This window comes from Thiomicrorhabdus sp. (genome assembly GCF_963662555.1).
GTDB lineage: Bacteria > Pseudomonadota > Gammaproteobacteria > Thiomicrospirales > Thiomicrospiraceae > Thiomicrorhabdus.
Map to the genome: position 1 here is coordinate 143,480 of NZ_OY759719.1, position 25,284 is coordinate 168,763.

Genomic DNA, 25,284 nt, shown 5'->3' on the forward strand with positions numbered 1-25,284 from the left:
AGCATTAAAACAATAATTTTTGCGATGTTTTTACAATTAACTGTTTCAGAACTTTAAAGGTCACAATACAACCATGCTCTATCTAATTTTATTATGTATTTTGTTACCTATATTATTACTGGTTGGGTTTATCGTCGCGATACATTTGAGCTTTAGAGCACCCCGCTTCAGCAATGAGGTTAAGCCAAGTGATTACAGTCTTAATGCTGATACTTTTGAATTTAAAGGTAATCAAGCAACACAACTTTCAGCTTGGTGGATTCCTTCCAATCAGCCAAGTGATACAACCGTGTTACTTATGCATGGTTGGGGAGCAAATAAAAGCTTAATGCTACCTTTGGCAAAACCCTTTCATGACTCGGGTTACAATCTATTAATTATGGATGCCCATAATCATGGAGATAGCCAAAAACGTGGTGTTAGCACTATGCCTAAATTTGCTGAAGATATTCAGTCAGGGGCAGATTGGTTAAAGCAAAATAAACCGAATAAGAGTCGGCAACTGATTCTAGTAGGCCATTCAGTTGGGGCCGCCGCTACTTTGCTCGCTGCCGCAAAAGGGTTGAAGGCCAACATGTTTGTGGCTATAGCCAGTTTTGTGCACCCAAAACTTATGATGCAAAGACATCTTAAAAAGCTAGACGTTATACCAGGCCTGGTAAAATTGATTTCAAACTATGTGCAATGGGTAATTGGTCATAAATTTGATGATATTGCACCCTCAACCAGCGTAACCAATATAACCCAACCGACTTTATTAGTTCATGGTGATGCAGATAAAGTGATTCCATTAAGCGACCACCATATGCTCTGCAATGTAGCCCCAAAAGAGCATATTGAGTGCTTAGAAATACCCGATGCGGATCATGATTCGATAGATAAAATTGAACAACATTTTAGTTCGCTTAACCGTTTTATTACAAAACACCTAAAGCCATCTAAAACGCAGGTTTAAACTAAGATTTATACTGAGGTTTAAACTAAGATTCGTTTTGCATTTTGCTTGATTCCAAACAAAACCTCAAAACTCAATTAAGGTTTGTTTTTGTATATATCCGCTACACCTTGCGGTGGTTTACGGTAACGTTTGTAAGACCATAAATACTGTTCTGGAGCAATGGCAATACACCGTTCCACTCCTTTATTTAAAGCAATGGTTGCCACTTCTGGATCTTCACTCGCTATGCATTCATCGGCAGGTAAAAAGTGCAAAACATAACCCGCACCTTTTGGTAAACGTTGCATAACGGCAAATAAACATTCGCTGTCGGTTTTTTGCAGTAGCTTGCTAACCAACGTCATTGTTCTGGCAGGTCTGCCAAAAAATGGGGCATACACGCCTCCAGATTCACCTGGGTCTTGGTCTGGCAATATAGCGGTGACTTCTTTATTTTTTAAGGCTTTCATTAAGTTTCTCACCCCGCGACCATCAGTAGCTACCATAGTCGCACCAAATCGCCCCCTAGCGTTAACCATAAACTCTTCAATAGACGGTACATTAGGCGGACGATAAAGAATAGTCGATGGATAAAGCACCGAAAGATAAGTAGCAATCAATTCCCAAGAACCAATGTGCGGTCCTAAAAAAACAACGCCTTTTTCTTTAGCCATTGCTTGATCAACCAGCTCTTTGCCTTTAATTTCTACAATTTTGTCAAACAGTTTCTCGCTTGACCAATACCAGGCAGGCCCTAGCTCTAAAAAGGCTTTTGCGGTCTGTTTTAAATTCGCTTTAAGCATCGCTTTTTGCTGTTCAGAGCTTAGCTCAGGATAAACTTGCTGAATATTAATTAATGCGATGCGACGATTACTGTTGGGAATCCAGTAAAAAAGAGAACCCAAAGCAGAACCTAGTGCATGGTTGAGACGTAAAGGCATCCAGCTTAATAGCTTAACAATACCTTTTAATAAGCCGCCTAACCAGGCCTGCTGATTTTGAGGTTGTGCTGATTGTTTACTCATTTACAAGTCTATCTCATCTGTTTGTTCATTTGATTTATCGGTTGTCATCGCCGTTAAATCCGCCTGACCTTCATGATTATCATCAGCAATTAAGGGTTGCATAGCTCGCCAGAGGTTAGCATAAAGATGTTTATTTTTTTGCTCTTGAGCCAATAACAATTCTTTGGTTTCAGCACGAGCTTGTGGTTTAGCGTAACAAGCCGGGCAGTTGTCTTCTATCACTGGCAGTTCAGCTGCAATCGCAAAATCACGAGTTTGATTTTCACGCACTCTTACCAATGGGCGAATAATGCGCACATCTTCATCATCATTTAAATAGTGGGCTTTCATGGTACGCAGTTGGCCGGCATTAAAGGCAGACATAATAAAACTTTCGGCCAAATCATCTAAATGTTGTGCTAACGCCAAAACGTTGTAATTTTCTCTACGGCAAACGGTATATAAAATACCTCGTTTTTGACGAGCACAAAAACTGCAAAAAGAGTCACCTTTCATTCGCTCTTCTGCCAAACCAACCATATCTTCACTTTCATAAAAATACGGTACTTCCATTTTGGCACACCACTCTTTAAGCGGAGAAGGGTCAAAGCCTGGTATTTCTGGGTCAATCGTACAAGCCGCCAATTCAAACTTAACTGGTGCATGGCGTTGTAGGTGTTTTAAAATCACCAATAAAGCCATTGAGTCTTTACCACCTGACAAACCTAATAATACTCGGTCACCATCTCTAAGCATTCTGTATTGAGCCATCGCTCTACCCACCAGTTTCATAATAGACTTTGGAGGTTTAATCCAATCTTTGGTGCGTTCTTTTTTGCTGAGTTTAGTCGCTGTTTCGTTTTGAATTACGGTCTGTGTCATTACGGTTATCACATTGCTTATTGTTCGTTAATTGTTCGTTAGTTGGCCTATTTTACACGTGCCAAAGTCGATTCCCAAAATAACTTAAAATAAGTTCATGAATGTCATGGTTACTGATGGTTTGTGAGCTAAAATTCTAAGTATTCTGATTCTATTTTTCTTTAGTGAGGCTAAATGCGTTTATTTATCATTACATGTTCTTGCCTAATGTTACTTTTTAGCAATACGAGTTACTCAAGCAATAACACTGAAAATCCAATTGCTAAGCCTATTACTAAGGAAAAACTAATAACCAACTCATTACAAATTGATAATCTCAATATTAGTGGGATTGCGTTGCCGTATTCATTTATGGCATTGGCCACAGATGAAGGTAATCAAATACAGATTTTACAATCTAGCGATTCTCAGCATTGGGCAAGCCACTCTGTTATTACCTTAACCAATAATAGTGATGAAATTGATATCGAAGCCCTCGCCTGGCAAGCACCCTACTTATATGCTTTAGGGTCACATAGTGCTAAACGCAAAAAACTCAAAACAAATAAAACACAAAAAGAAAACCAAGAACGCCTTAATCAAACGAGCTTAGAGCCAGCTAGACAACAACTGTTTAGGATTAAATTAGATAAAAATGCTCAAGCAAAAGAAATTCAAAGCCTTTCATTGCAAGAGATCATTAAAAATGACCCAATCTTAAAATCCTTTGTGGGTATTCCAAGTAAAGAGAATGGAATTGATTTAGAAGGGTTAGCCATTGATCAAAAAGGCCGTTTATTAGTAGGCTTTAGAGGCCCTGTTTTGCGTGGCAATATTGCTACTGTTTTAAGAATTAAGCTGGCTAAAAAGGCCTTCAAAATTAAGTCATCCAAACAGCTATTTATACAAACCATTGGCACAGGCATTAGAGGCTTATCAGAAACCGATCAATCGCAACAATTTTTAGTATTAACCGGTGCCGTGGGAGATCAACCTCTACCTTATCAAGTCTCCGTTTGGAATGGCAAAAACGCCTTACGAGGTTCAGATTCAGATGCAAAAAACGCTTTTAAACCTTTATGTGACTTACCCTCATCATTCACTCAAAATGGTAAAGCAGAAGGTATTCAATTTATTCACCAAACAGGTCAATCTATTGATTTTTTAATAGTATTTGATGGCATTCCTAATGGAAAACCAACATTATTTAGCTGCAACCTTGTTCATTAAAACTCAAAAAACTTGTTTCGAAACCCTTTCAAGCAATAAATGTCAGTGACCAATCCCATATAAATACGCGTAAAAAAACAACCCCTTAAAATAAATGTAATAATTTTACATTTACAATATTGGTATTTATTTATATACTAGCCTCCGTAATTAAATAAACTTAATTAGTTATTAATTAAACTTATATCTTAAAACAGGGGTTATCCCATGAATTCTAAAAAATTTGAAATACTCCATATTTTGGCCGCACTCGGTGCAGCGGGTATGACAGCTTCATTTTTCTTCGCCATTAATTATATGACGGTTCATCCTGGCAAAGTCTTTGTTGATTTTGATACCTTAATGACCAATCACATTGGTCAAGTGGACACACTATCACTTTTTATTCAAACCTATATTGTGGGAGCAGTTGGGGCGGCAATTTTACATTTTGTATTATTAAGCCGATGGTTTAGAGGTTTTAACATCTATAGAAAAACCACAGAATATCAAGAGGTAGTAAACTCAAACCGTGAAGTTCAGTTAATGGCCATCCCGCTGACCTTGACCATGACGATGAATGTGTTCTTTATTTTAGGTGCTTTATTTATACCAGGCCTATTCAATCCAATTAATATACTAGGCATGCAAATGCAATTAATTGACCCACTGTTTATGATGGCAGGATTGTATTTTGCAGCGGTCTTTTATTTGGCATTAAGAATCTTTAGTAAATATTTCTTACGCCTAATTGATGGTGAGTTAGACTTTATTCAAAATGCCAATTTATCACAGCTGTTAGCACTGTTTTCATTTGGCATGATAGGGGTAGGATTTGGGGCTTTAAGTTTTTCTAAAATTCCAGAAATTGCCTTTATTGGGACGTCTTTAGCCTATATTGTAATTGGTCTAACGCTGATTTTATCAACCTTAAAATTTGTATTAGGATTCAAGTCGATCTTTGAACATGGTATTGATGCAAAAGCAACGGTAACTTTATTGATACCTGTTACCGTTATTGCCATGTTAATAGTTGCCTCTTACCGTGCGGATATTGGCACGATGCATACTTTAGATTTAGAAAGAAACACCACTTATCACTTAGTGTTATTTACTGTTGGGGTTGGTGTTTCTATTTTAATAGGTCTGTTTGCCTTGCAAGCGATGCGTCAAAAAGGTTTTTTTAAAGCCTTAAACAACAATCAAACTGATGCCGGTGCTTTAGCAATGGTTTGCCCTGGCTTTGCCTTAGAGGTGCAAATGGTATTGTGGCTTTCAATTGGTATGGTGCATACAGGCATTGTGACTCACGGCAGCACGAGCTACTTTATTATGTGGATACCGATGATCGCTTTGCAGTTAGCAACCATTTTCTTACTCTTTAAATTGCTAAAGCAAAATAACTTTTTACGTTTTGACTTTAAACAGCTAAGACAGTTACCACAACATGCATTAGCTTAATGTAATAACCAAACCTAACGTTTGTGTATAAAAAAGGCCCGCTGAGAAAAACTATGCTCAGCGGGCCTTTTTATTAGGCTGTTTTAACTATGTAATCACTATGATCGAGTATTAATCTTAAACCTTTTTATCTAAATTCTTTTGAATATTTAAACGCCACGCTTCTGAAAGTGCTGGATGTTTTATCGCCTCTTTGAGGATTTTTTTAGACGCTTTATCACTAGAATGTTGCTTGGCTAAAAACAGGTCTTTAATACAAATTTTAGGATACTTCTTCTCTTGCTCTTCATTACGGGTTAGCCATCTTACGGACTGTTTTTCTTGCAACCAACCTTGACCCAATACACGGCAATAAAAACCAACTCTACCACTGTCACTATAGACTTTTAAAAACTCACCTGCTTGCCATTTAGAATCCTGCGTAGCTTGAGCATCAAGCTTCCAACAAGGTGAACGTGGTTGAGACACTTCAAGTAAAACCGAGCCAATTTGTAAACGATCACCCAAACAAATTTCGGCTTCATCTACATCACTAATACTCAGGTTTTCACCTAAAAAACCATAAGGGTGTGAGATTTCAAAACGTTGATAAGCATTACAAGGCAAAACCAAAACGGCTTTATCTTTACCACCGTGATTTTTCAAATCAGCTTGTTCATCACCTTCTAAACCGTTTTCGCCTATCCAAACCTTATCTTGAATGGCGGTTTTATGAATAGCCGTCTGCGTACCTGAACGCCAAGGCTGTTCAATCTTTTTTCCAATATTTAGTGACACAATTCGCATACAGATTCCTTTATGCAAAACTCGCAAACCACAATTTTATCAATTTACCCTGTGCTCACACTACAAATATAGCCACAGGACATGCCAGGCCTGTAAAAGCCTCAAATAAGAGAGGTAAATTGGTAAAGCCAAAATAAAAACCAAACAATAGCAAAAAGCGATAAGTAGTTGGTTAATTTATTTTTAAATTTTTAATTTTAATTAAAATCTTTAAATATTAAAAAAGCGTTGGCACGTTTTTATAAAGAATAAACGCCCCCATTAACACTAAAAACACAGCAAAACCGCGCTTTAAATGGTGTTGATTAATCTTGCTACTAATTTTGTGCCCTAACCAGCCACCAACAACACCTATAATTGAAAATAGGCCAATAATTTGCCAGTCCACACTTAATTGCATTTCTTGTAAAACATGTAAATACTCTAAGAAACCTGCAAATGATTTAAAAGCAATAATCACCAAACTGGTGCCTACTGCCAAACGCATAGACAAACCACCTAATAAAACCAACGCAGGAATAATTAAGAAACCACCGCCCACACCAACCAGGCCTGTTATTCCGCCAACAACAAATCCATCTAAAGCAATCTTGTAAATGGCTCGCTCTTCTTGCTCCATTTCTTCTGCATCGAGTTTTACTGGTTTAAACATTAAATAAGAAGCCACAATCATGAGCCCTGCAAAAATCAACATTTGCAATGCATCACTCACATAGTGAGCCAACCAAGCACCAAACACCGCACCCGCCATACCTGGCACACCAAAAATAACCACGGTACGCCATTTAACTAATTTTTGACGTGCATAAGGAATCGCTGAAAAAATACTAATAATTCCCACAATAATTAAAGAGCTGGCAATAGCAACTTTGGTCTCTTGTCCTACAAGATAGGTTAATACTGGTACCGTTAAAATAGATCCACCAGAACCTAATAAACCAAGTGTTAAGCCAATAAATAAGGCACCAATCCAAGCTAAAATCATCTACTTTTCCTTTCTTTTTAAAAACACACCAGATTCAATGTGATGAGTATACGGAAATTGGTCAAACAGCGCTGTTTCAACAATATCATGGGTTTTCTGAATCGACTCTAAATCAATCGCCAGTGTTTCTGGATTGCAAGAGATATAAATAATGCGTTCAAATTCGGTGACCATTTTGCGAGTTAAATCATCCAATCCAGAGCGTGGTGGATCCACAAAAATAGTCTTAAAATCATAGCTCTTTAAATCAATATCTTTTAATCTAAAAAACTCTTGGCCTTGTAAAGCGGCACTAATCTCTTCAGCCGCCATCTTAATGACGGTAACATTTTCTATTTGGTTAGCGGCAATATTGTATTGTGCTGAAGCCACCGAGGTTTTTGATATTTCAGTTGCCAATACACGGTTGTAATGCTCACTTAACGCAATTGAAAAGTTGCCATTTCCGCAATAAAGTTCAATCAAATCCCCTTCTGCATCAGCCGACATTTTGCGAGCCCAATGCAACATATTTTGAGCCATTTTGGCGTTAGGCTGAGTAAAGCTATTTTCTATTTGCTGATAGATAAATGTCTTACCATCTACTTGCAGCTCTTCAACCACAAACTCTTCATCTAATAAAATCTTTTGTTTACGAGCTCGGCCGATGATATGGGTAATGGGTAAACTGTTTTTTAAAGCATTTGCTGCATTTAACCAGGCCTGGTCTTCTTTAATAGATTTGCGATAAATCAACGTCACCAACATCTGTCCGCTCAAGGTCGCTAAAAAATCTACCTGAAATAGACGTTCACGCAGAACGGGCTTCTGGGTGATTTCAGCCATCAATTTAGGCATTAGATCAGCAATCGACTCTATCGCCATTGGGCACTCTTTAATTGCTACCTTCTCTTTGGTTTCCTGGTCAAACATAATGTAGTCAGACTCATCACCTTCATGCCAAATTCTAAACTCAGCACGAGCACGGTAATGTTTTGGGCTTGATGCAAACACGGTTTGTGGTTTGTTTAAAGCAGGTTCTGGAAGTAGTTGATTGAGTCTAGCTACTTTATCGGCTAATTGGCTATCATATTGTTCAGGAAAAACTTGGCAGAGCATAATCTAAAGCTTTATGTTGAGATAAGTAAAAAAGAGCGGCAATTATACTTGATTCACTGCAAACTAGATATCCTCTTAAACCAATGCTCATAAAACCTTAATAATTCCATACTTTTATCGCCCTTTCAAAATATTAGATTTTGCTTATTTATTTATATTAAATTGCCATTCTAAATTAGTGATTGATATTTAAATCGGGTAAAATGTGCGGTTCTTAGAAATTCATGTAACGCAATTAAACTAACGTAATCAAACGGCAAATTTATGACTAATCGTACAGAACGCATTCAAACTCTTCGTAACCTTCTTAAAGAACGTGTAGTAGTTCTTGATGGGGCTATGGGCACCATGATTCAAAACCTGAATCTTACCGAAGAAGACTTTAGAGGAACGCGTTTTGCCGACTATCACATGGACATCAAAGGCAATAATGACATCTTAGTCATTACCAAACCTGACGTAATTCGTGAGATTCACCTATCGTTTTTGCGTAACGGTGCGGATATTCTTGAAACCAACACCTTTAACGCCACCACTATTGCCCAAGCTGATTACGACATGCAAGAGCATGTTACCGAAATTAATATCGCCGCGGCTAAAGTGGCACGTGAAGCTTGTGACATTGCTGAAGCCGAAGACGGTAAACCACGTTTTGTTACGGGTGTTTTAGGGCCAACAAACCGTACCGCCTCAATCTCACCTGATGTAAACGATCCAGGTTACCGTAATACCTCATTTGATGAACTCGTTGTTGCCTACAAACAAGCCACTCACGCACTTTTAGAAGGTGGTGTAGACACCATTCTGATTGAAACCATCTTTGATACGCTTAACGCCAAAGCGGCCATTTTTGCGGTAAAAGAGGTGGAAGATGAAGTCGGTTATGAAGTACCTATTCAGCTTTCAGGCACGATTACCGATGCTTCTGGCCGTACATTATCAGGTCAAACCACCGAAGCGTTTTACAATGCAGTTGCCCATGCCGAACCTTTATCCGTCGGTTTAAACTGTGCATTAGGGCCACAAGAATTACGCCCTTACGTGCAAGAACTAAGCCGTGTTTGTGAAAGCTATGTTTCTATTCACCCAAATGCTGGCCTGCCAAATGAATTTGGTGAATACGATGAAACTCCAGAGCAAATGGCCGAAGAGATTGCCGTTTGGGCAGATCGTGGTTGGATCAATATTATTGGTGGCTGTTGTGGAACCACACCTGACCACGTACAAGCCATGGCAGAAGCGGCTTTAAAACACCCAGCACGTGCACTTCCAGAAGTTAAACCAGCCTGTCGTTTATCGGGCTTAGAGCCGTTAAATATTGATGAAGAGAGCCTATTTGTTAACGTCGGTGAACGTAACAATGTCACCGGTTCTGCTCTATTCAAACGTTTAATCATAGAAGAAAACTACGACGATGCCATTAACATTGCCGTTAAGCAAGTGGAAGATGGAGCACAAATCATCGATGTCAATATGGACGAAGGGATGCTGGATGCCAAAGCGTGCATGGTGCGTTTCTTAAACCTACTGGCCTCAGAACCTGAAGCGTCTCGTGTACCGATTATGATCGACTCCTCTAAGTTTGAAGTCATTGAAGCGGGCTTAAAGTGTATTCAAGGTAAAGGCGTGGTTAACTCCATCTCACTTAAAGAGGGTGAAGAAGCCTTTATTAAACACGCCACCCTAGTTAAAAAATACGGTGCGGCGGCGATTGTTATGGCGTTTGACGAAGACGGTCAGGCCGATACCTTAGAGCGTAAAATCGAAATCTGTAAACGCTCTTATGAGGTGTTAACTCAAAAGGTCGGCTTTTTACCGCAAGACATTATTTTTGACCCAAATATCTTTGCAGTAGCTACCGGTATTGAAGAACACAACAACTACGGTTTAGATTTTATTAACGCCGTCACTTGGATTAAAGCCAACTTACCTTACGCCAAAATCTCAGGTGGTGTTTCTAACGTCTCCTTCTCTTTCCGTGGTAATAACCCGGTGCGTGAAGCGATTCACTCGGTATTTTTGTACTACGCCATTAAAGAAGGCATGGACATGGGGATTGTAAACGCCGGGCAAATGGCGATTTACGATGACCTACCAGAGAAACTACGCATTGCCGTAGAAGACGTCATTATGAACAAAGACCCAGAAGCGGGTGAACGTTTATTAGACATTGCCGCCGAGTTCTTGGGTGACGGCTCTGCCGCCTCTAAAGTCGCAGATTTATCATGGCGTGAAGCCTCAGTAGAAAAACGTTTAGAGCACTCTTTGGTAAAAGGGATTACCGACTTTATTGAAGAAGACACCGAAGAAGCTCGCTTAAAATTAGGGGCACCCATTAACGTGATTGAAGGTCCATTAATGGACGGCATGAACGTGGTGGGTGACTTATTCGGTTCAGGTAAAATGTTCTTACCGCAAGTGGTTAAATCGGCCCGTGTTATGAAACGTGCCGTAGCCTATCTTGATCCATTCCTTCTAGCCGAAAAAGATTCGACTCGTGTGCAGGGTAAAATTGTTATGGCCACCGTAAAAGGTGACGTTCATGATATTGGTAAAAACATTGTAGGCGTGGTTCTGCAGTGTAATAACTTTGAAGTCATTGATCTTGGCGTAATGGTACCTGCCGAGAAAATCTTAGACACCGCTATTGCAGAAGGTGCGAATGTTATCGGTCTTTCAGGGCTAATCACCCCATCTTTAGAAGAGATGGTGAATGTGGCCAAGTTAATGAAAGAACGCGGCATGGACTTACCGTTGTTAATTGGTGGAGCTACCACCTCAAAGGCACACACCGCGGTTAAAATTGAACCACAATATGAGCATCCTGTGGTGTATGTTAAAGACGCCTCTCGTGCTGTAGGTGTGGCTCAAAGTTTAATTTCTGCCGATTTAAAAGGCGACTTTGCCGATAAGATTCGTGCGGAATATGAACAAGTGCGTGAAGAACGTAAAGCTCGTGCTAAAGAAGTACGTCGAATCCCAATTAACAAAGCCCGTGAAAACCCAGCATTAACTGACCAGGCCTGGGAAAATTACACGCCAGTTAAACCTAAGTTTTTAGGCACCAAGGTATTAGAAGACTTTCCGCTAGAAACCCTAGTGGAACGTTTTGATTGGTCGCCTTTCTTCCAATCTTGGGAATTGCACGGCCTTTACCCACGCATCTTAGACGACAAAGTGGTCGGTGAAGAAGCCAAAAAAGTCTTTGCTGACGCACAAGTCATGTTGAAACAAATCATTGAAGAGAAATGGTTAACGGCAAAAGCTGTTTACGGTTTTTACCCAGCAAACCGCGTGGGCGATGATATTGAAATCTATGCCGATGAAAGTCGCTCTGAAGTCATTCACACCTTCCACCATATTCGCCAACAGGCTGAGAAAAAACGAGGTGGTGCCAATAACTGTCTTTCTGATTTTGTGGCATCAAAAGAATCTGGTGTAGCCGACTATATTGGTTTGTTTGCCGTGACTGCAGGTATTGGTATTGATGAACACACCGACCGTTTTGAAGCCAATCACGATGACTATCAATCGATTATGCTTAAAGCTCTGGCCGACCGTTTTGCTGAAGCCTTTGCCGAAACCTTGCATGAGATTGTGCGTAAAGAAGATTGGGGTTATGCGCCAGATGAAGCCTTAGAAAACGAAGACCTCATTAAAGAACGTTACCAAGGGATTCGCCCAGCCGCGGGTTACCCTGCTTGCCCAGACCATACCGAGAAAGGTATTCTGTGGGAAATTCTAAAACCCGATGAAAAAATCGGCTTAGAGATTACCAGCAGTTTTGCGATGTACCCAACGGCAGCCGTTTCAGGTACCTACTTTGCTCACCCAGAATCTCGCTACTTTGGTGTAGGATCAGTCGGTCGAGATCAAGTAGAAGACTACGCCCACCGTAAAGGCTGGTCAATCGAAGAAACTGAAAAATGGTTAGCTCCTAATCTTGGATATGACCCAGAAGATTTTGCAAACTAAAGCAATTTTCAACGTCTTAAAACTAAAAAAGCCTAAGAAATCATTTCTTAGGCTTTTTGCTTTTATGGGCAACCAATTCTATAAATTACCAGGCCTGGTAAAACGCTGAACGCCTATCAAAATTAAGCAGTAGTGTTGATATTATTCCCTAAATTAGCTGGTAAACCTTGTGTAGTTGGTGTTATTTGCGGAATAGACTCTATTAAGGCTAAGGCACTTTGAGTTTGAGTGTCTAAGGCTTTTTTTAACATACCCACACTAACTTGCTCTTGGTTATACACTTCTTTTTGTGCCAATACCGCACTGACAGCACCATTAACCGAAACATTAGAAATATCCATGATTTTTATTCCTATAAATCTTTATAAATTCAATATAGCAGACTTTTAATTTATATGCTTTTAAGACTAAAAAATATCAAGTAGTATATTCAACACACAGAATTAACAATTTATTCTTTATTATCAATATATTATATAAATACACTCATATAGATATAAAGATTATTTCTGACCTCAATAAGACTTACTTATCGACCTAATAAAAACCCTGTTTTGACTCGGTTATTAAAAGGTTGAACAATAGTCTTTAAATTAAGATTCTTAAGGGTTTGGTGACATGGAAATTACAGTTTGGTCTGGATGGTTAGCGGGCCTGGCAATTGGTTTATTTGTTATTTTGCATTTTTGGCTTATTGGTAAACCTGCTGGTTGCTCAACGGGCTACGGAAATGTGTGCGGATATATATGTAAAAACATGAGTTATTACCATGAAGGAGAATATCGCCATAAAAACAATCCTAAGCTTTGGTTTTTAATTGGTATTCCTATTGGTGGGTTTTTGAGTGCGATGAGTTCACCAGAACCGTGGCATTTTAGTTTTGATATGGGCATGTATGAACAAATTTTGCCGAATTCAGATGCAGCTAAAGCACTATGGTTGATTTTTGGCGGTATGTTATTAGGTTTTGGAGCCCGACTAGCGGGGGCTTGTACTACAGGGCATGCATTGGTCGGTGGAGCGATGTTAAACCCGCCTAGTCTTTTAGCGGGTGCGGTATTTTTCATGAGTGCGTTTATAACCACTCGCCTGCTATTTGGAACCTAACCTTTTGCCCGTTTAATTTAGCCAAATATCTTAGCCATATATAAAACATGCTAGAAAAAGAAGAATAAAAATGAAAAAAGAAAGCACACATAACTTACCTATATTCAAAAGCATCAAATTAACACTCATCTCTTTTGGATATGCTTACCGTGCCAATATTCTGGGTTTATTGATGGGAGCAATCTTTGGTTTTTTAATGAGTCATGCGGGGGCAACCACATTTGATTATCATGCAAAAATGTTTTTATTTATTGATATGCAGCTCATGAAGGTAATAGGAACTGCTGTTGTGGTTGCTATAATTGGGGTCTATTTAATGAAAAAATACCATGTTCTGGCATTAACAACCGGAATGGAGGTGGACTTTGTTAAAAAACCTTATCAACAAGGATTGATTGCCGGAGCTTTTTTATTTGGGATTGGATGGGCAATGACGGCAGCTTGTCCAGGTACGGTTCCTGCCATGTTAGGCGAGGGTAAAATAAGTGCTGTTTTTACCTTTATTGGATTGCTTTTAGGCACGATGGCGTATGGTGTTTTACAGAGTTTTATTGCCCATAACAAAAGTTACTCGGACACTTTTAAAGATTAAACCGCTAAATTGGCTTTACCATTTTAAAGCCATTGGTTTTATTTAAAATACCTCTCTTTTACGCTCACTTTCTTAGCCATTTTTAGTTATATGTTGTTCGTGCATGTAATAAAATTCATCAATAAGCTATAAATTCCTTTTAATTTCATTATAATACCTTCTTTTTCAAATTCTTAGCGGACAATAAGCCAGTGAAATCACTGCTATTTTGCCACTACCCCTAGATAGAGAGCGAGCCATGAAAACGGATCACATTCGCAATGTTGCGATTATTGCCCACGTTGACCACGGAAAAACCACCCTGGTTGACCAATTACTACAGCAGTCTGGAACATTTGACGATGTTCGTAAAGACTTGGGCGACCGTGTCATGGACTCGAACGACTTAGAAAAGGAACGTGGAATTACCATCCTTTCTAAAAACACCGCAGTAAACTGGAACGGTTACCGTATCAATATCGTAGATACTCCGGGCCACGCCGACTTTGGTGGTGAAGTAGAACGTATTCTATCTATGGTTGACTCAGTTTTACTACTTGTTGACTCTGTTGAAGGGCCAATGCCTCAAACACGTTTTGTAACGTCTAAAGCGTTAGCACAAGGTTTAAAGCCAATTGTTGTTATCAACAAAATCGACCGTCCTGGTGCTCGTCCTGATTGGGTACTTGACCAAACGTTTGATTTGTTTGACCGTTTAGGTGCAACCGATGAGCAGATGGACTTTGATGTTATCTACGCTTCTGGTTTAAATGGTTTTGCTGGTTTTGAAGAAGATGTTCGCGAAGGTGACATGCAGCCAGTTTTTGAAACTATTGTTGATAAAGTTCCGGCTCCAGATGTTGATATAGCAGGACCTTTCCAGCTTCAGTGTATCTCTCTAGACTACGATAACTACAAAGGTGTTATTGGTACAGGACGTATCAAACGTGGTGCTGCTCAAGTGGGTATGCCAGTTGTTATTGTTGATGCTAAAGGTGAACAGCGTAAAGGTAAGATTGGTGAAATCTTTGGTTACATGGGTCTTGAGCGTATTAATGTTGATGAAGCTCACGCAGGTGATATCGTTGCATTCTCAGGTTTAGATCCACTAAACATCTCTGATACTTTATGTGATCCTAACCACCCTGAAGCACTTCCTGCTCTAACCGTTGACCAGCCGACTGTAAGCATGACTTTCCAAGTTAACGACTCTCCGTTTGTTGGTCAAGAAGGTAAGTTATTAACATCTCGTCAGATTCGTGAGCGTTTAGAAAAAGAACTTATTACTAACGTGGCTTTACGTGTTGAAGACACAGATGATGCAAACAAATTCCGTGTTTCTGGTCGTGGTGAACTTCACCTTTCAGTATTGATTGAAACTATGCGTCGTGAAGGATTTGAGATGGGGATTTCTCGTCCAGAAGTTATCTTCCGTGAAATAGATGGTGAAACTCAAGAACCTTATGAAACCCTAACCGTTGATGTACCTGAATTTGCTCAAGGTACGGTTATGGAAGGTTTAGGTCTTCGTAAAGCTGAAATGCAAGACATGGTTCCAGACGGACATGGCCGTGTACGTATTGACTTTATTATCCCTTCACGTGGTTTGATTGGTTACCGTACAGAATTTATGACTGCGACTCAGGGTGAAGGTTTAATCTTCTCAAGTTTCTCTCATTATGGTCCTAAATTTACGGGTACTTTAGGTGAAAGAACACGTGGTGTACTAATTTCTATGGAAAAAGGTAAAGCACTAGCGTTCTCTTTATTTAACTTACAGGATCGTGGTCGCTTATATGTTGGACACGGTGAAGAAGTATATGAAGGTATGGTTATTGGTCTGCACAGCCGTGCAAATGACTTAACCGTTAACCCTGTTAAAGGTAAGCAGTTAACTAACATGCGTGCTTCTGGTACAGATGAAGCGTTAACATTAACACCACCAATTCGCTTCTCGCTTGAGCAAGCACTTGAATTCATTGACGATGATGAGCTAGTTGAAGTAACACCTGAAAGCGTTCGTATCCGTAAGAAACTTCTTACAGAAAATGAACGTAAGCGTGCAGGACGTTCTAAGTAAGTTTTTATCACTTAGACTGAAAAAGGCCTCATATTTGAGGCCTTTTTTTTTGCTAAAAATTCTTTGAAAAAACTGTTTTACCAGGCCTGGTAAATATATTTAATGACGTTAAATAGTCGACACTAAATAGAAGCTAAATAGTAAAACTACAAACCCTATTTGCGGTAATGATAAAATGAAAAATCAATCGCCTAGCTTTCTCATTTTAAAGGACAGTCAACGCCATGCTTCGTACAGTCATTTTACTTGTTGTTGTTACTTTGATATCGAGCTGTAGCTCTTCGGATTCGCCCACCTCTGAAAAACAAAAAGTAGATTTAATCATTTATAGCGGTATCACAATGGTGAGGCCTTTAAATGAATTGGTTAGAGAATTTGAAGCCAAAAATAATGTAAACATTGAGCTTAAACAAGGTGCTTCAGGTTACCTATATAAAGCAATTAAAACGGAACATAAAGGTGATATTTTCTTTCCTGGTTCTAACTCTTATCGCCTTAAAAATAAGCATGATGGCTTTTTAAAAGACCATGTATTTGTTGGTTATAACCGGTTAGCCATCGTGGTTGCCAAAGGTAACCCTAAACATATAACGAATGACTTAAAACAACTTACTAATCCAGATTATTCCGTAGTTTTATCGGCACCAGAATCAGGTGCGGTTGGCAAAAATGCAAAGGCAGTATTAGATAAGCAAGGATTAACTGGCGAGGTTTATGACAACGTTACTTTTTTTACAACCGATTCTCATAGAATATTTAATGCCATTAAAGATGGTCAGGCTGACATCGCTTTAAATTGGTTTGCCACCACAAAATGGCCTGAAACAGAAGATTATATGGATGCTATTTTACTGCCTGAGAGTATAGCGAAACCCAAGCGATTAGAATTGAATTTACTTTCATTCTCATCAAACCCTGAGTTGGCCAAAAAGTTTATGGCTTTTGCCAGTTCAAAACATGGCTTAGAAACTTTTGCTGAATATGGATTTTTAACGAATCAAGAACTAACTCAAGCCATAGCAAACATAAACAATAAAACAGACCAAGCTCGTCAGGCCACTGACCAAGAGGCAAGATGAATAATCTAAAACGTGCCTACTTAAACCATACACCTAGAAATTTATTTCTGTTATTACTTATCTTTATTTTTGGCATTGGCTCACAAGCAGTGCTCAATTTAAGTATCTCAAACTTTATTTCAGACTTAGACCAAAAAGTACAAAACTCTGAGGTTGAAAACCTGCTGGGGCAAGAGATCATTTTAGAGATTCACAAGATTGAATCAGACTTCTTTCAAATGGCATCGTTTCCTAATAAACATTTACGAAAAATCATCGTCAAAGACATTCTTGAACAACAAAAAGAGATTGAAGATGCGTTAACCATTTTGAATGAAGGCGGCATATACAAACACCGCATTGATTTAAACCTACCTAATACAGAAAGACAATTTGAAATTTTACTTTATAAACCTGAAGTACTGGATAAGTTCTCGTTTTCACGTTCTGATATTTTGCCTAAGTTTGTCATTATCAATAATAAAATGCACGAGTTAACTCAACGCTTAGATTACATAGATCAACTGCGCAAAAGCCAATCTGTAGAACTCTCTCAAGCAATTACTGACTTAAAACTCCAAGTAAAGTTTATTAAACCCTTGTTTGTACGTATTAAAGAAGATGCTAACCATATTTTTTACCAAAATAAATTGCACTTTGAACAAACTCGCAAAGAGGTTGAGGCACAAAAAGAATATTATCAAAACATTCAAATAGGTCTTACTGTATCGGTACTGTTTTTAGGATTAATTGCGTTTTATAAACTTAGCCGCAATATTCGTAAAACCACTCAAGAAATACAAACCAATCAAGACTATAGTCAAGACATCTTAGACTCACAATCCAATATTATTGTTGTGAATGATGGCGTTAAGATTATTGACGCAAGTGGTGGATTCTTTAAATTTTTTTCTGATTACCCCAACTTAGAAGATTTTTCTAAGGACTATTCATGCGTTTGTGATCTGTTTGTGAAAGAACCAGGCCTAGTATATAAATTTGAAGACAAAAGCTGGATTGAGTATTTAATAGAAAACCCAAAGCAAACCCATAAAGTTAAAATCGATTATCAAGACAAAATAACCACTTTCCAGATTAATGCGGTTAAATCAGATAAATATCATCGTTATATTATTTCTATGTTTGATATTTCTGAAAACGAACGTATTAACCAAGTACTAGAAGAACAAAAAAATAAAGCTCTTGAAGCAACTCAAGCTAAAGGGGTATTTTTAGCCAATATGTCACATGAAATTCGCACACCGTTGAATGCGATTTTAGGCTTTATTGGTTTGCTAAAAGAAAAACATCATGATGATGAATCTACTCAGTATTTAAACACCATTGATAACTCAAGCCATTCCCTGCTTGGCATTATCAATGACATTTTAGATTTTACTAAAATTGAAAGCGGTAAGCTTGACATTGATCCGGTGGTATTTAATCCCAGAAAAGAATTTGCCTCTACCGCAGACCTGTTTAGAGCACGATGCAGTGAGAAGAATTTAACTTTCTCAATCGAACTTTCTGACTCTCTTCCTGATGGGGTACTTAATGATATTTTACGAATTAAACAAGTGCTCACAAACCTACTGTCTAATGCGATTAAATTTACCAATCCTAATAAAGCCGTATCTTTAAAAATTGACTATATTGATGGCCATCTACACTTTTTTATTAAAGATGAAGGCATTGGAATTTCAGCCGAATCTCAACAACACATTTTTGAAGCTTTCTCTCAAGCAGAGGCATCAACTACCAGAAAATTTGGTGGAACAGGCCTGGGTCTAGCGATTAGCTATAAACTAGTCCAAATGCTTGGAGGTCATTTAGAGGTTAACTCTACGCCAGGTAAAGGCAGTTGTTTTTATTTTAGTGTTCCTGCAAGAGCGGTAGAGATAAAACAAAAATCTATCGCCCAAAAAACCGTCTCTCCTACCCCTTTTACTGGTCATCTTCTGTTAGTTGAAGACAACAAAACTAATCAGCTTTTAATGAGTGCTATTTTAAGTAAGCAAGGCATTACTTTTGATTTAGCTGAAGATGGACTGCAAGCAATCGATGCGGTAAAAACACATCAATATGCTTTGGTGTTAATGGATGAAAACATGCCCAATCTAAACGGGATTGAAGCAACCAAACAAATTAGAGAATGGGAACAACAAGAAAATAAACCAAGATTACCTATTGTTGCTTTAACGGCAAACGCCATGACTGGAGACAAAGAGCGTTTTATGGCAGCAGGAATGGATGAATATCTTACTAAACCCGTTAATATTCCAAAGTTAATGAACATCTTGCAACAATATTTAACCGACAGTTCTAAATAACCAAAAGATAATTCAAAACAAAAAACTCAGCTTAATTTGATTTTTTATTGGATTTTGACGCTACGAAAAGTCTTTATTTCTAGTAAACTTAGAAAAAACTTTTTGGAGCAATAAACGTTGATACAGACATTCAATTTATATCCTGCCATTGAACCTTATGTTCAGCACAGCTTACAAGTAGATAGTACTCACACTTTGCATTTGGAAGAGTGTGGCAACCCTAACGGAATTCCTGTTTTGTTTGTTCACGGTGGCCCTGGTGGTGGATATTCAGCAATCCATCGTCAATTTTTTTGCCCTGAAAGCTATCGTATTATCTTATTTGATCAACGAGGTTGTGGAAAATCTCGCCCTCACGCTTGTTTAACCAACAATACCACCGCCCACTTGATTGAAGACATTGAAAAAATTAGACGACTTTTAAACATAGAGAAATGGCTTTTATTCGGTGGCTCTTGGGGCTCTACCTTATCCCTTTTATATGCAGAAACGTATCCTGAAAGAGTATTAGGATTAATTCTTCGCGGTATCTTTTTATGCCGCGAACAAGATATAAATTGGTTCTACCAAAAAGGTGCGGATCAATTTTATCCAGATTATTGGGCTGACTTTATTGAACCTATTGATATTGAGAAACGTAAAAACATGATTGAAGCGTATCATGAAGTATTAACCAGTGATAATGAAGTAGCGAGAATGCGTGCTGCTGAAGCTTGGTCAATTTGGGAAGGCAGAACCTCTAATTTAGAAACTGATCCAAATACCGTGAACCATTTTGGGGATCCATTTCATGCGTTAGCGATGGCAAGAATTGAGTGTCATTATTTTCAACATGACGCTTTTATTGAGAAAAACCAAATAATACAAAATGCTTCTGCTATTCGCGATATACCTACCACCATAGTGCATGGTCGTTACGACATGATTTGTCCAATTAACCAGGCATTTGATTTGCATACGGCTTTGCCGCATTCAAAACTTATTATTTGCAACCATTCTGGACACTCTGCAATGGAACCAGAAATTAGTAAAACTCTCGTTGATGCAACAGATGAATTTGCAGAACTTCTTAGTTAACAAAGTATAAATCATGATTTGTTTAATTCAGCGTGTCACTCAAGCTAAAGTCACCGTTAATAATCAGGATATTGCAGAAATTGGTTCTGGGCTTTTAGTCTTAACCGGTTTTCAGCCCAATGATGACAGTAACAACATTATTAAAATGGCAAATAAGTTATTAAATTATCGTGTCTTTTCTGATGAAGATGACAAGATGAATCTCAATGTTCAGCAGATTGAAGGTGAGGTATTACTGGTACCACAATTTACTCTAGCTGCCGACACACAAAAAGGCTTAAGGCCTAGTTTTTCATCATCCGCAACACCAGCGATTGCAACCAAGTTGTTTGATGAATTTGTACAACAGAACAGATTACTATACCCAAAAATTCAAACAGGACAATTTGGTGCAGACATGCAAGTGAGTCTAATTAATGATGGTCCGGTGACATTTTGGCTAGAAACTTAACTTTTTTTGATGTGGCTCATGTTATGCCTTCAAGGTTATGGGTTCTTTACCAAACTGATTCCAATTTAAGTTGTAAATCGGCTAAACTAGCTTATTAAATCCAACTGTTTAGAAGCCTTCTTGCAATATGCCTATATCCGAACCTGAAAACATAAAAATTCTTATTATTGAGGATGACCCTGTTACCCGTTTGGCTTTGGCTAAGGTCTTAGAAAAAACAGAGCATATTGTGATACAAGCCACTAATGGCCGTGAAGGTTTAAACACCTACACTGAACATAAACCTAACTTGGTTATTGTTGATGCCATGATGCCAGAAATGGATGGCTACGAGACTATAAAAGCCATTAGAAATCTTGAGCATAGGCATTCACTTCCACTCATTATGCTCACAGCATTAGACAACATAGACTCAATTAATAAAGCATTTGAAGCAGGGGCAACCGATTTTATAACCAAGCCTATTAATTGGTCACTGTTAACTCAACGCATCAAATATGCTTTACGCTCTTCGCAAATAGAAGAGCAGTTTAGAAAAACGCAATCTCAGCTTATTTACGCTCAAAGATTAGCTAAACTTGGCTATTGGGAATGGGATGCTAAACTAGATAAAATTACGGCTTCTCAGTCTGCTTTTGGGCTATTTAATGTACCAATCAATTCAAGCTCTACCTTAGATAATTTCTTAAGTCGCGTCTTGCCCAAAGACATGCCAATCATTCAACAAGTTATTTCAGACGCAAGAAGCGGACAACCCCATATTCAAATTAGCTTTAGAGTTATTCAGCAAGATGGTCATCTACGTCATATAGAATGTTTAGGTGAAGTCTCCTTTGATCATGAAGACAATATTTCTAAAATAATGGGATCTGCTCAGGACATTAGCCGTCTTCACAAAGCAGAAACCTTAATACATTACCAATCTAAGCATGACACCTTAACTGAGCTACCCAACCGTGCTAGTTTTAATGAGATGTTAAATAACGCCCTTACTGAAAATACCGACAAATATTTGGTTGCCGTGATTATTTTTGACATAGATCGTTTTAAACAGATTAATAAAAATCTTGGTCAAGACAAAGGTGATGATGTTCTTATTTCTCTTGCTCAAAGACTTAACAGAATAACTCGCGAAGGTGATTTTGTAGCACGAATAGGTAGTGACGAATTTGCGATTTTATTACCGCACATTGAAAGCAATAACGAACTTAATCTAGTCATTAACCGCTTTAGCCATGATCTTAATGCTCCATTTATTGTTAATAACAAAGATCTTTTTATTAGTTATAGTTGCGGCGTTTCAGTGTTTCCTGATGATGCTACAGACACCGAAACCGTTATTGAGCACGCCAATAGTGCACGAGTGACTGCAAAGGCTTTAGGAGGCAATCAATTTGCTTTTTATCGTCCGGATATGAATGACGATGCATTAGATATGCTTTCTCTAGAAAACGATTTACGTAAAGCATTAACTAACAATGAAATTGAAGTTTTTTACCAGCCGCAAATGGATGCCAAAACCTTACAGCCTATAGGTTCTGAAGCGTTGGTTCGCTGGCGACACCCTAGTCGTGGTTTAATTGTACCTAACGTATTTGTGCCATTAGCTGAAAGCACTGGAATGATCATAGAAATTGGCCGTTTCATTACAGAAACAGCTATTAAACAAACTGAACAATGGCACGCCATGGGTTACAACCAAATGCGTATTGGTATTAACTTGTCTAGCCGACAATTCGGCCAATCGAGCTTAATTGACGATATTCAATCCGCTTTACAAAAAACAAATTTGCCTAGCCATTTTATTGATCTAGAAATCACCGAAAGTTTGGCAATGAGTGATGCTGAAAATAATATAGACATTCTTTCTCGCCTTAAAGGGATGGGCTTTAAAATATCCATTGATGATTTTGGTACAGGTTATTCATCTTTGGCTTATTTACACAGTTTTCCAATTGACACCATCAAAATAGATAGGTCTTTTGTTTTAAACTTAGATACACCTGAGGGTGAAGCGATAGCAAAAACCATTTTAGCCATGGCTGAAAGCTTAAATTTAGAGGTTGTGGCAGAAGGCATAGAGCTTGATGAACAACAAGATTTCTTTACAGGAAAACATTGTGATATTTTTCAAGGCTATAAATTCGGTCAACCGATGCCGCATGAAGAATTTACACAATGGTTAAAACAGTACTACCCTCCCATAAAAGAATATAACGACGGAGCTAAAAATGCACATTGATTTAAACAACCTAAATATGCTCAAAGAAATTATTGGCGATGAATTAGTCGATATCTTAAATATATTTTTAGAAACGGCTCCAGATAACATTGCTCAACTGAAAGAAGCGGTTGCAGTTAAAGACATAAATAAGGTTCAATCTCTATCGCATAATATTAAGGGTAGTTCTGCAAATATAGGAGCCAATCAGCTTTCTATATTAGGGGCTGAACTAGAACAACAAGCCAAAAATAATGATACCGAAGCCTTTACCGATTCAATGAATAAAATCATTATTGAAGCCAAATCCGTTGAGAGTGCTTTAAAAAGCTACATTCAGACATTTTAAAAATATAACTAACGCTCTCAATTAGAGCTTTACGCTTTATCCACAAGGAATATAATCATGCATTATCGCGTTACCGAAGACGAAAAACGTCGGGCCAAAACACCACACCATATTTTTAATATCAATATCATTATTACTCACCTTTTTATGTCAATGATTGTCTTAGAAATTGGTGATACTCTTGAGTTATTACTAATACCAGTTATCTCTAGCCTTGTGATTGCCTACCTCTATGCAACCTCAAAAAAGAAAATTAAGAACGACACTTGGTTTGTTGCTTCACACTGGCTTATGGCTTGGAGACGTGGAAGAATTTTATTATTTAGCTACGCAATTGCCATTGGCATGGTTGTAATTTATTTGATTATTAACAAAATATTCCCTGGCGGTTTTAGTATGAATGACTTTTCAACAGAAGGCAGTCAAACTAATTTAGGTGAAGTTATTACATTACGCTTTGCAGCGGTTGTGATTTTTGTCGCGGTGCTTATCACCTTTATGCAAACAGGTATTGCCGTTTATGATGCGGGTAACGGTATTTCAAACCCCTCAATTGCCAAATTATTACCTCGTGATGAAAATTCTAATGAAGAACTTGGTGAAGGTACTGATGAAGTTAAACATGAGAAAAACAAAACTACGGAAGATGCATGATAATGAATCAACCAAAAAAGCCTAAAACAAAGAATCTGCCTGTATTTTGGATTTTATTTATATTCAGTATAGTTGGTTTTGGAATATTACTACTTATTCAACCAGATAGAGAGCCACTTGATCAAAAGCTTCTGCCTTGGAATGCTCATTATGATAGTGCTGGAAAATTACATGCATTAGGTTTAACGGTGCATCAATCAACTCTTAGCGATGCGATGAAAATATATGGCAAAGATGTTGAAGTAAAAATGTTCTCAAAAACGGATGAATCTCACAAATCATTAGAAGCGTATTTTCCGGTGATATATATAGGATCAATTAAAGCAGCCTTAACACTCAAACTTGAGGCCTCAAAAGCAGAACTAGATCATGCCTTTGATAATGGTAAAAAAATCACAGTGACTACCTCTGGAGAACGTGAGGTGGAACTTTATAACTCAGACATTACTAAATTTTTTAATACACCTATTTCTAGCCTTACATTGATTCCCAGAAATAATTTAACTGAAAGAGCCATTGATAAACGCTTTGGTAAACCTGATCGCATAGAAGTTCAGTCAGACCATTTACCGCACTGGTTCTTCGGTAAGTTAGGCTTAGAGTTAATATTAGATGCAGAAGGCCCAGAAGCCTTACAGTACACAACCAATGTTAAACCCAATTAATCTAGATAATTAATAGTTTGTTAGATTACAAGTTAAAGACTTTATATCAAACTAAAAAGCCAATTAACCCTATGCCCACATTGTCTGTAAATGCTTACAAGGCATACCAGGCCTGGTAAATTGGCTTTTTATAACCTTCTAACTTTAAATCTTGAATACCAATATTCGTTAAGAACTTACAGTCTTTTCATTATTAGAGGCATTCTCATCTTTCTTTTCAGATTCTTTTGACTGTTCATTTGTTTTAACTGAGGTATCCTCAGGATATTCCTCATCCATAAAGATACGATTAGCTTGTCCGTCTAAATCGTCAAAATGTCCATTTTTAGCCATCCAAATAAACACAACAACAACCAAAAAACCAAAAAACAGCATCATTGGTATCAGTCCGTAGATTACTTCCAT

General features: G+C 38.1%; 22 protein-coding genes. 15 read left to right on the forward strand and 7 right to left on the reverse strand.

Translation table 11 applies throughout. The annotated features are described in order from the left end of the window. The first annotated feature begins 73 nt into the window (after positions 1–73). The gene (locus ACORJQ_RS00565; protein WP_321325057.1) at positions 74–955 is read left to right on the forward strand and encodes an alpha/beta hydrolase; all 882 of its coding nucleotides are present in this window, start codon (positions 74–76) and stop codon (positions 953–955) included. 77 nt (positions 956–1,032) lie between these two features. On the opposite strand, the gene ACORJQ_RS00570 is transcribed toward ACORJQ_RS00565, so the two are convergent. Further along, complete coding sequence (locus tag ACORJQ_RS00570) at positions 1,033–1,962, reverse strand: lysophospholipid acyltransferase family protein (protein ID WP_321325059.1); 930 nt, start codon at positions 1,960–1,962, stop codon at positions 1,033–1,035. Then, complete coding sequence (locus ACORJQ_RS00575; protein WP_420719564.1) at positions 1,963–2,823, reverse strand: tRNA 2-thiocytidine biosynthesis TtcA family protein; 861 nt, start codon at positions 2,821–2,823, stop codon at positions 1,963–1,965. 174 nt (positions 2,824–2,997) lie between these two features. On the opposite strand from ACORJQ_RS00575, the gene ACORJQ_RS00580 reads away from it, so the two are divergent. Both ACORJQ_RS00580 and ACORJQ_RS00585 read left to right on the forward strand, forming a co-directional pair. Continuing rightward, the gene (locus tag ACORJQ_RS00580) at positions 2,998–4,032 is read left to right on the forward strand and encodes a DUF3616 domain-containing protein (protein ID WP_321325061.1); all 1,035 of its coding nucleotides are present in this window, start codon (positions 2,998–3,000) and stop codon (positions 4,030–4,032) included. Between the two features lie 207 nt (positions 4,033–4,239). After that, positions 4,240–5,472: a TsoY family (seleno)protein gene (locus ACORJQ_RS00585; RefSeq protein ID WP_321325062.1), complete on the forward strand. Its 1,233-nt coding sequence runs from the start codon at positions 4,240–4,242 to the stop codon at positions 5,470–5,472. 117 nt (positions 5,473–5,589) lie between these two features. Here ACORJQ_RS00585 and ACORJQ_RS00590 read toward each other — a convergent pair whose 3' ends face one another. From ACORJQ_RS00590 to trmA, 3 genes are all read right to left on the reverse strand, one after another. Beyond that, positions 5,590–6,258: an MOSC domain-containing protein gene (locus ACORJQ_RS00590; protein ID WP_321325064.1), complete on the reverse strand. Its 669-nt coding sequence runs from the start codon at positions 6,256–6,258 to the stop codon at positions 5,590–5,592. 217 nt (positions 6,259–6,475) lie between these two features. Continuing rightward, positions 6,476–7,243, reverse strand: a complete 768-nt coding sequence (locus ACORJQ_RS00595; RefSeq protein ID WP_321325065.1) for a sulfite exporter TauE/SafE family protein — start codon at positions 7,241–7,243, stop codon at positions 6,476–6,478. After that, entirely contained in the window at positions 7,244–8,341 is a 1,098-nt protein-coding gene (trmA, locus tag ACORJQ_RS00600; protein ID WP_321325066.1) for a tRNA (uridine(54)-C5)-methyltransferase TrmA, read from the reverse strand. A 264-nt stretch (positions 8,342–8,605) separates the two neighbouring features. Between trmA and metH the strand changes: the two genes are divergently transcribed. Next, positions 8,606–12,316: a methionine synthase gene (gene metH / locus ACORJQ_RS00605; protein WP_321325067.1), complete on the forward strand. Its 3,711-nt coding sequence runs from the start codon at positions 8,606–8,608 to the stop codon at positions 12,314–12,316. Between the two features lie 122 nt (positions 12,317–12,438). Here metH and ACORJQ_RS00610 read toward each other — a convergent pair whose 3' ends face one another. Continuing rightward, complete coding sequence (locus ACORJQ_RS00610) at positions 12,439–12,657, reverse strand: YjfB family protein (protein WP_321325068.1); 219 nt, start codon at positions 12,655–12,657, stop codon at positions 12,439–12,441. A gap of 277 nt (positions 12,658–12,934) precedes the next feature. Here ACORJQ_RS00610 and ACORJQ_RS00615 point away from each other — a divergent pair, with 277 nt between their 5' ends. The 11 genes from ACORJQ_RS00615 (at position 12,935) to ACORJQ_RS00665 (ending at position 24,879) form a co-directional block, all read left to right on the forward strand. After that, positions 12,935–13,423: a YeeE/YedE family protein gene (locus tag ACORJQ_RS00615; protein ID WP_321325069.1), complete on the forward strand. Its 489-nt coding sequence runs from the start codon at positions 12,935–12,937 to the stop codon at positions 13,421–13,423. Between the two features lie 70 nt (positions 13,424–13,493). Beyond that, positions 13,494–14,015 carry a DUF6691 family protein gene (locus ACORJQ_RS00620; protein WP_321325071.1) on the forward strand — a complete coding sequence of 174 codons (522 nt, stop codon included), beginning with the start codon at positions 13,494–13,496 and terminating at the stop codon, positions 14,013–14,015. 238 nt (positions 14,016–14,253) lie between these two features. After that, on the forward strand, positions 14,254–16,074 hold the full coding sequence (gene typA / locus ACORJQ_RS00625; protein WP_321325072.1) for a translational GTPase TypA: 1,821 nt from the start codon (positions 14,254–14,256) through the stop codon (positions 16,072–16,074). Positions 16,075–16,298: 224 nt separating this feature from the next. Beyond that, entirely contained in the window at positions 16,299–17,153 is an 855-nt protein-coding gene (modA, locus tag ACORJQ_RS00630; protein WP_321325074.1) for a molybdate ABC transporter substrate-binding protein, read from the forward strand. Further along, positions 17,150–19,462 (forward strand): hybrid sensor histidine kinase/response regulator, encoded by a 2,313-nt coding sequence (locus ACORJQ_RS00635; RefSeq protein ID WP_321325075.1) that lies wholly within the window; start codon positions 17,150–17,152, stop codon positions 19,460–19,462. The genes modA and ACORJQ_RS00635 overlap by 4 nt, the downstream gene beginning before the upstream one ends. 120 nt (positions 19,463–19,582) lie before the next feature. Next, on the forward strand, positions 19,583–20,539 hold the full coding sequence (gene pip, locus ACORJQ_RS00640) for a prolyl aminopeptidase (RefSeq protein ID WP_420719584.1): 957 nt from the start codon (positions 19,583–19,585) through the stop codon (positions 20,537–20,539). Positions 20,540–20,552: 13 nt separating this feature from the next. Then, positions 20,553–20,990, forward strand: a complete 438-nt coding sequence (gene dtd, locus ACORJQ_RS00645) for a D-aminoacyl-tRNA deacylase (protein ID WP_321325078.1) — start codon at positions 20,553–20,555, stop codon at positions 20,988–20,990. A gap of 127 nt (positions 20,991–21,117) precedes the next feature. Next, positions 21,118–23,232 (forward strand): two-component system response regulator, encoded by a 2,115-nt coding sequence (locus ACORJQ_RS00650; RefSeq protein WP_321325082.1) that lies wholly within the window; start codon positions 21,118–21,120, stop codon positions 23,230–23,232. After that, positions 23,222–23,560 (forward strand): Hpt domain-containing protein, encoded by a 339-nt coding sequence (locus ACORJQ_RS00655; protein WP_321325084.1) that lies wholly within the window; start codon positions 23,222–23,224, stop codon positions 23,558–23,560. Before ACORJQ_RS00650 ends, ACORJQ_RS00655 begins: the two co-directional genes overlap by 11 nt. Positions 23,561–23,617: 57 nt before the next feature. Next, the gene (locus tag ACORJQ_RS00660) at positions 23,618–24,214 is read left to right on the forward strand and encodes a hypothetical protein (protein ID WP_321325086.1); all 597 of its coding nucleotides are present in this window, start codon (positions 23,618–23,620) and stop codon (positions 24,212–24,214) included. Further along, a complete protein-coding gene (locus ACORJQ_RS00665; RefSeq protein ID WP_321325087.1) occupies positions 24,211–24,879 on the forward strand; it encodes a hypothetical protein in 669 nt (222 codons plus the stop codon). The genes ACORJQ_RS00660 and ACORJQ_RS00665 overlap by 4 nt, the downstream gene beginning before the upstream one ends. A gap of 168 nt (positions 24,880–25,047) precedes the next feature. Here ACORJQ_RS00665 and ccoS read toward each other — a convergent pair whose 3' ends face one another. Then, positions 25,048–25,284 (reverse strand): cbb3-type cytochrome oxidase assembly protein CcoS, encoded by a 237-nt coding sequence (gene ccoS, locus ACORJQ_RS00670; RefSeq protein ID WP_321325089.1) that lies wholly within the window; start codon positions 25,282–25,284, stop codon positions 25,048–25,050.

Excerpts from the sequence above, each read along its gene's own strand:
- ACORJQ_RS00565 (WP_321325057.1), top strand. The coding sequence starts at position 74 with ATGCTCTATCTAATTTTATTATGTATTTTGTTACCTATATTATTACTG.
- ACORJQ_RS00570 (WP_321325059.1), bottom strand. The coding sequence starts at position 1,962 with ATGAGTAAACAATCAGCACAACCTCAAAATCAGCAGGCCTGGTTAGGC.
- ACORJQ_RS00575 (WP_420719564.1), bottom strand. The coding sequence starts at position 2,823 with ATGACACAGACCGTAATTCAAAACGAAACAGCGACTAAACTCAGCAAA.
- ACORJQ_RS00580 (WP_321325061.1), top strand. The coding sequence starts at position 2,998 with ATGCGTTTATTTATCATTACATGTTCTTGCCTAATGTTACTTTTTAGC.
- ACORJQ_RS00585 (WP_321325062.1), top strand. The coding sequence starts at position 4,240 with ATGAATTCTAAAAAATTTGAAATACTCCATATTTTGGCCGCACTCGGT.
- ACORJQ_RS00590 (WP_321325064.1), bottom strand. The coding sequence starts at position 6,258 with ATGCGAATTGTGTCACTAAATATTGGAAAAAAGATTGAACAGCCTTGG.
- ACORJQ_RS00595 (WP_321325065.1), bottom strand. The coding sequence starts at position 7,243 with ATGATTTTAGCTTGGATTGGTGCCTTATTTATTGGCTTAACACTTGGT.
- trmA (WP_321325066.1), bottom strand. The coding sequence starts at position 8,341 with ATGCTCTGCCAAGTTTTTCCTGAACAATATGATAGCCAATTAGCCGAT.
- metH (WP_321325067.1), top strand. The coding sequence starts at position 8,606 with ATGACTAATCGTACAGAACGCATTCAAACTCTTCGTAACCTTCTTAAA.
- ACORJQ_RS00610 (WP_321325068.1), bottom strand. The coding sequence starts at position 12,657 with ATGGATATTTCTAATGTTTCGGTTAATGGTGCTGTCAGTGCGGTATTG.
- ACORJQ_RS00615 (WP_321325069.1), top strand. The coding sequence starts at position 12,935 with ATGGAAATTACAGTTTGGTCTGGATGGTTAGCGGGCCTGGCAATTGGT.
- ACORJQ_RS00620 (WP_321325071.1), top strand. The coding sequence starts at position 13,494 with ATGAAAAAAGAAAGCACACATAACTTACCTATATTCAAAAGCATCAAA.
- typA (WP_321325072.1), top strand. The coding sequence starts at position 14,254 with ATGAAAACGGATCACATTCGCAATGTTGCGATTATTGCCCACGTTGAC.
- modA (WP_321325074.1), top strand. The coding sequence starts at position 16,299 with ATGCTTCGTACAGTCATTTTACTTGTTGTTGTTACTTTGATATCGAGC.
- ACORJQ_RS00635 (WP_321325075.1), top strand. The coding sequence starts at position 17,150 with ATGAATAATCTAAAACGTGCCTACTTAAACCATACACCTAGAAATTTA.
- dtd (WP_321325078.1), top strand. The coding sequence starts at position 20,553 with ATGATTTGTTTAATTCAGCGTGTCACTCAAGCTAAAGTCACCGTTAAT.
- ACORJQ_RS00650 (WP_321325082.1), top strand. The coding sequence starts at position 21,118 with ATGCCTATATCCGAACCTGAAAACATAAAAATTCTTATTATTGAGGAT.
- ACORJQ_RS00655 (WP_321325084.1), top strand. The coding sequence starts at position 23,222 with ATGCACATTGATTTAAACAACCTAAATATGCTCAAAGAAATTATTGGC.
- ACORJQ_RS00660 (WP_321325086.1), top strand. The coding sequence starts at position 23,618 with ATGCATTATCGCGTTACCGAAGACGAAAAACGTCGGGCCAAAACACCA.
- ACORJQ_RS00665 (WP_321325087.1), top strand. The coding sequence starts at position 24,211 with ATGATAATGAATCAACCAAAAAAGCCTAAAACAAAGAATCTGCCTGTA.
- ccoS (WP_321325089.1), bottom strand. The coding sequence starts at position 25,284 with ATGGAAGTAATCTACGGACTGATACCAATGATGCTGTTTTTTGGTTTT.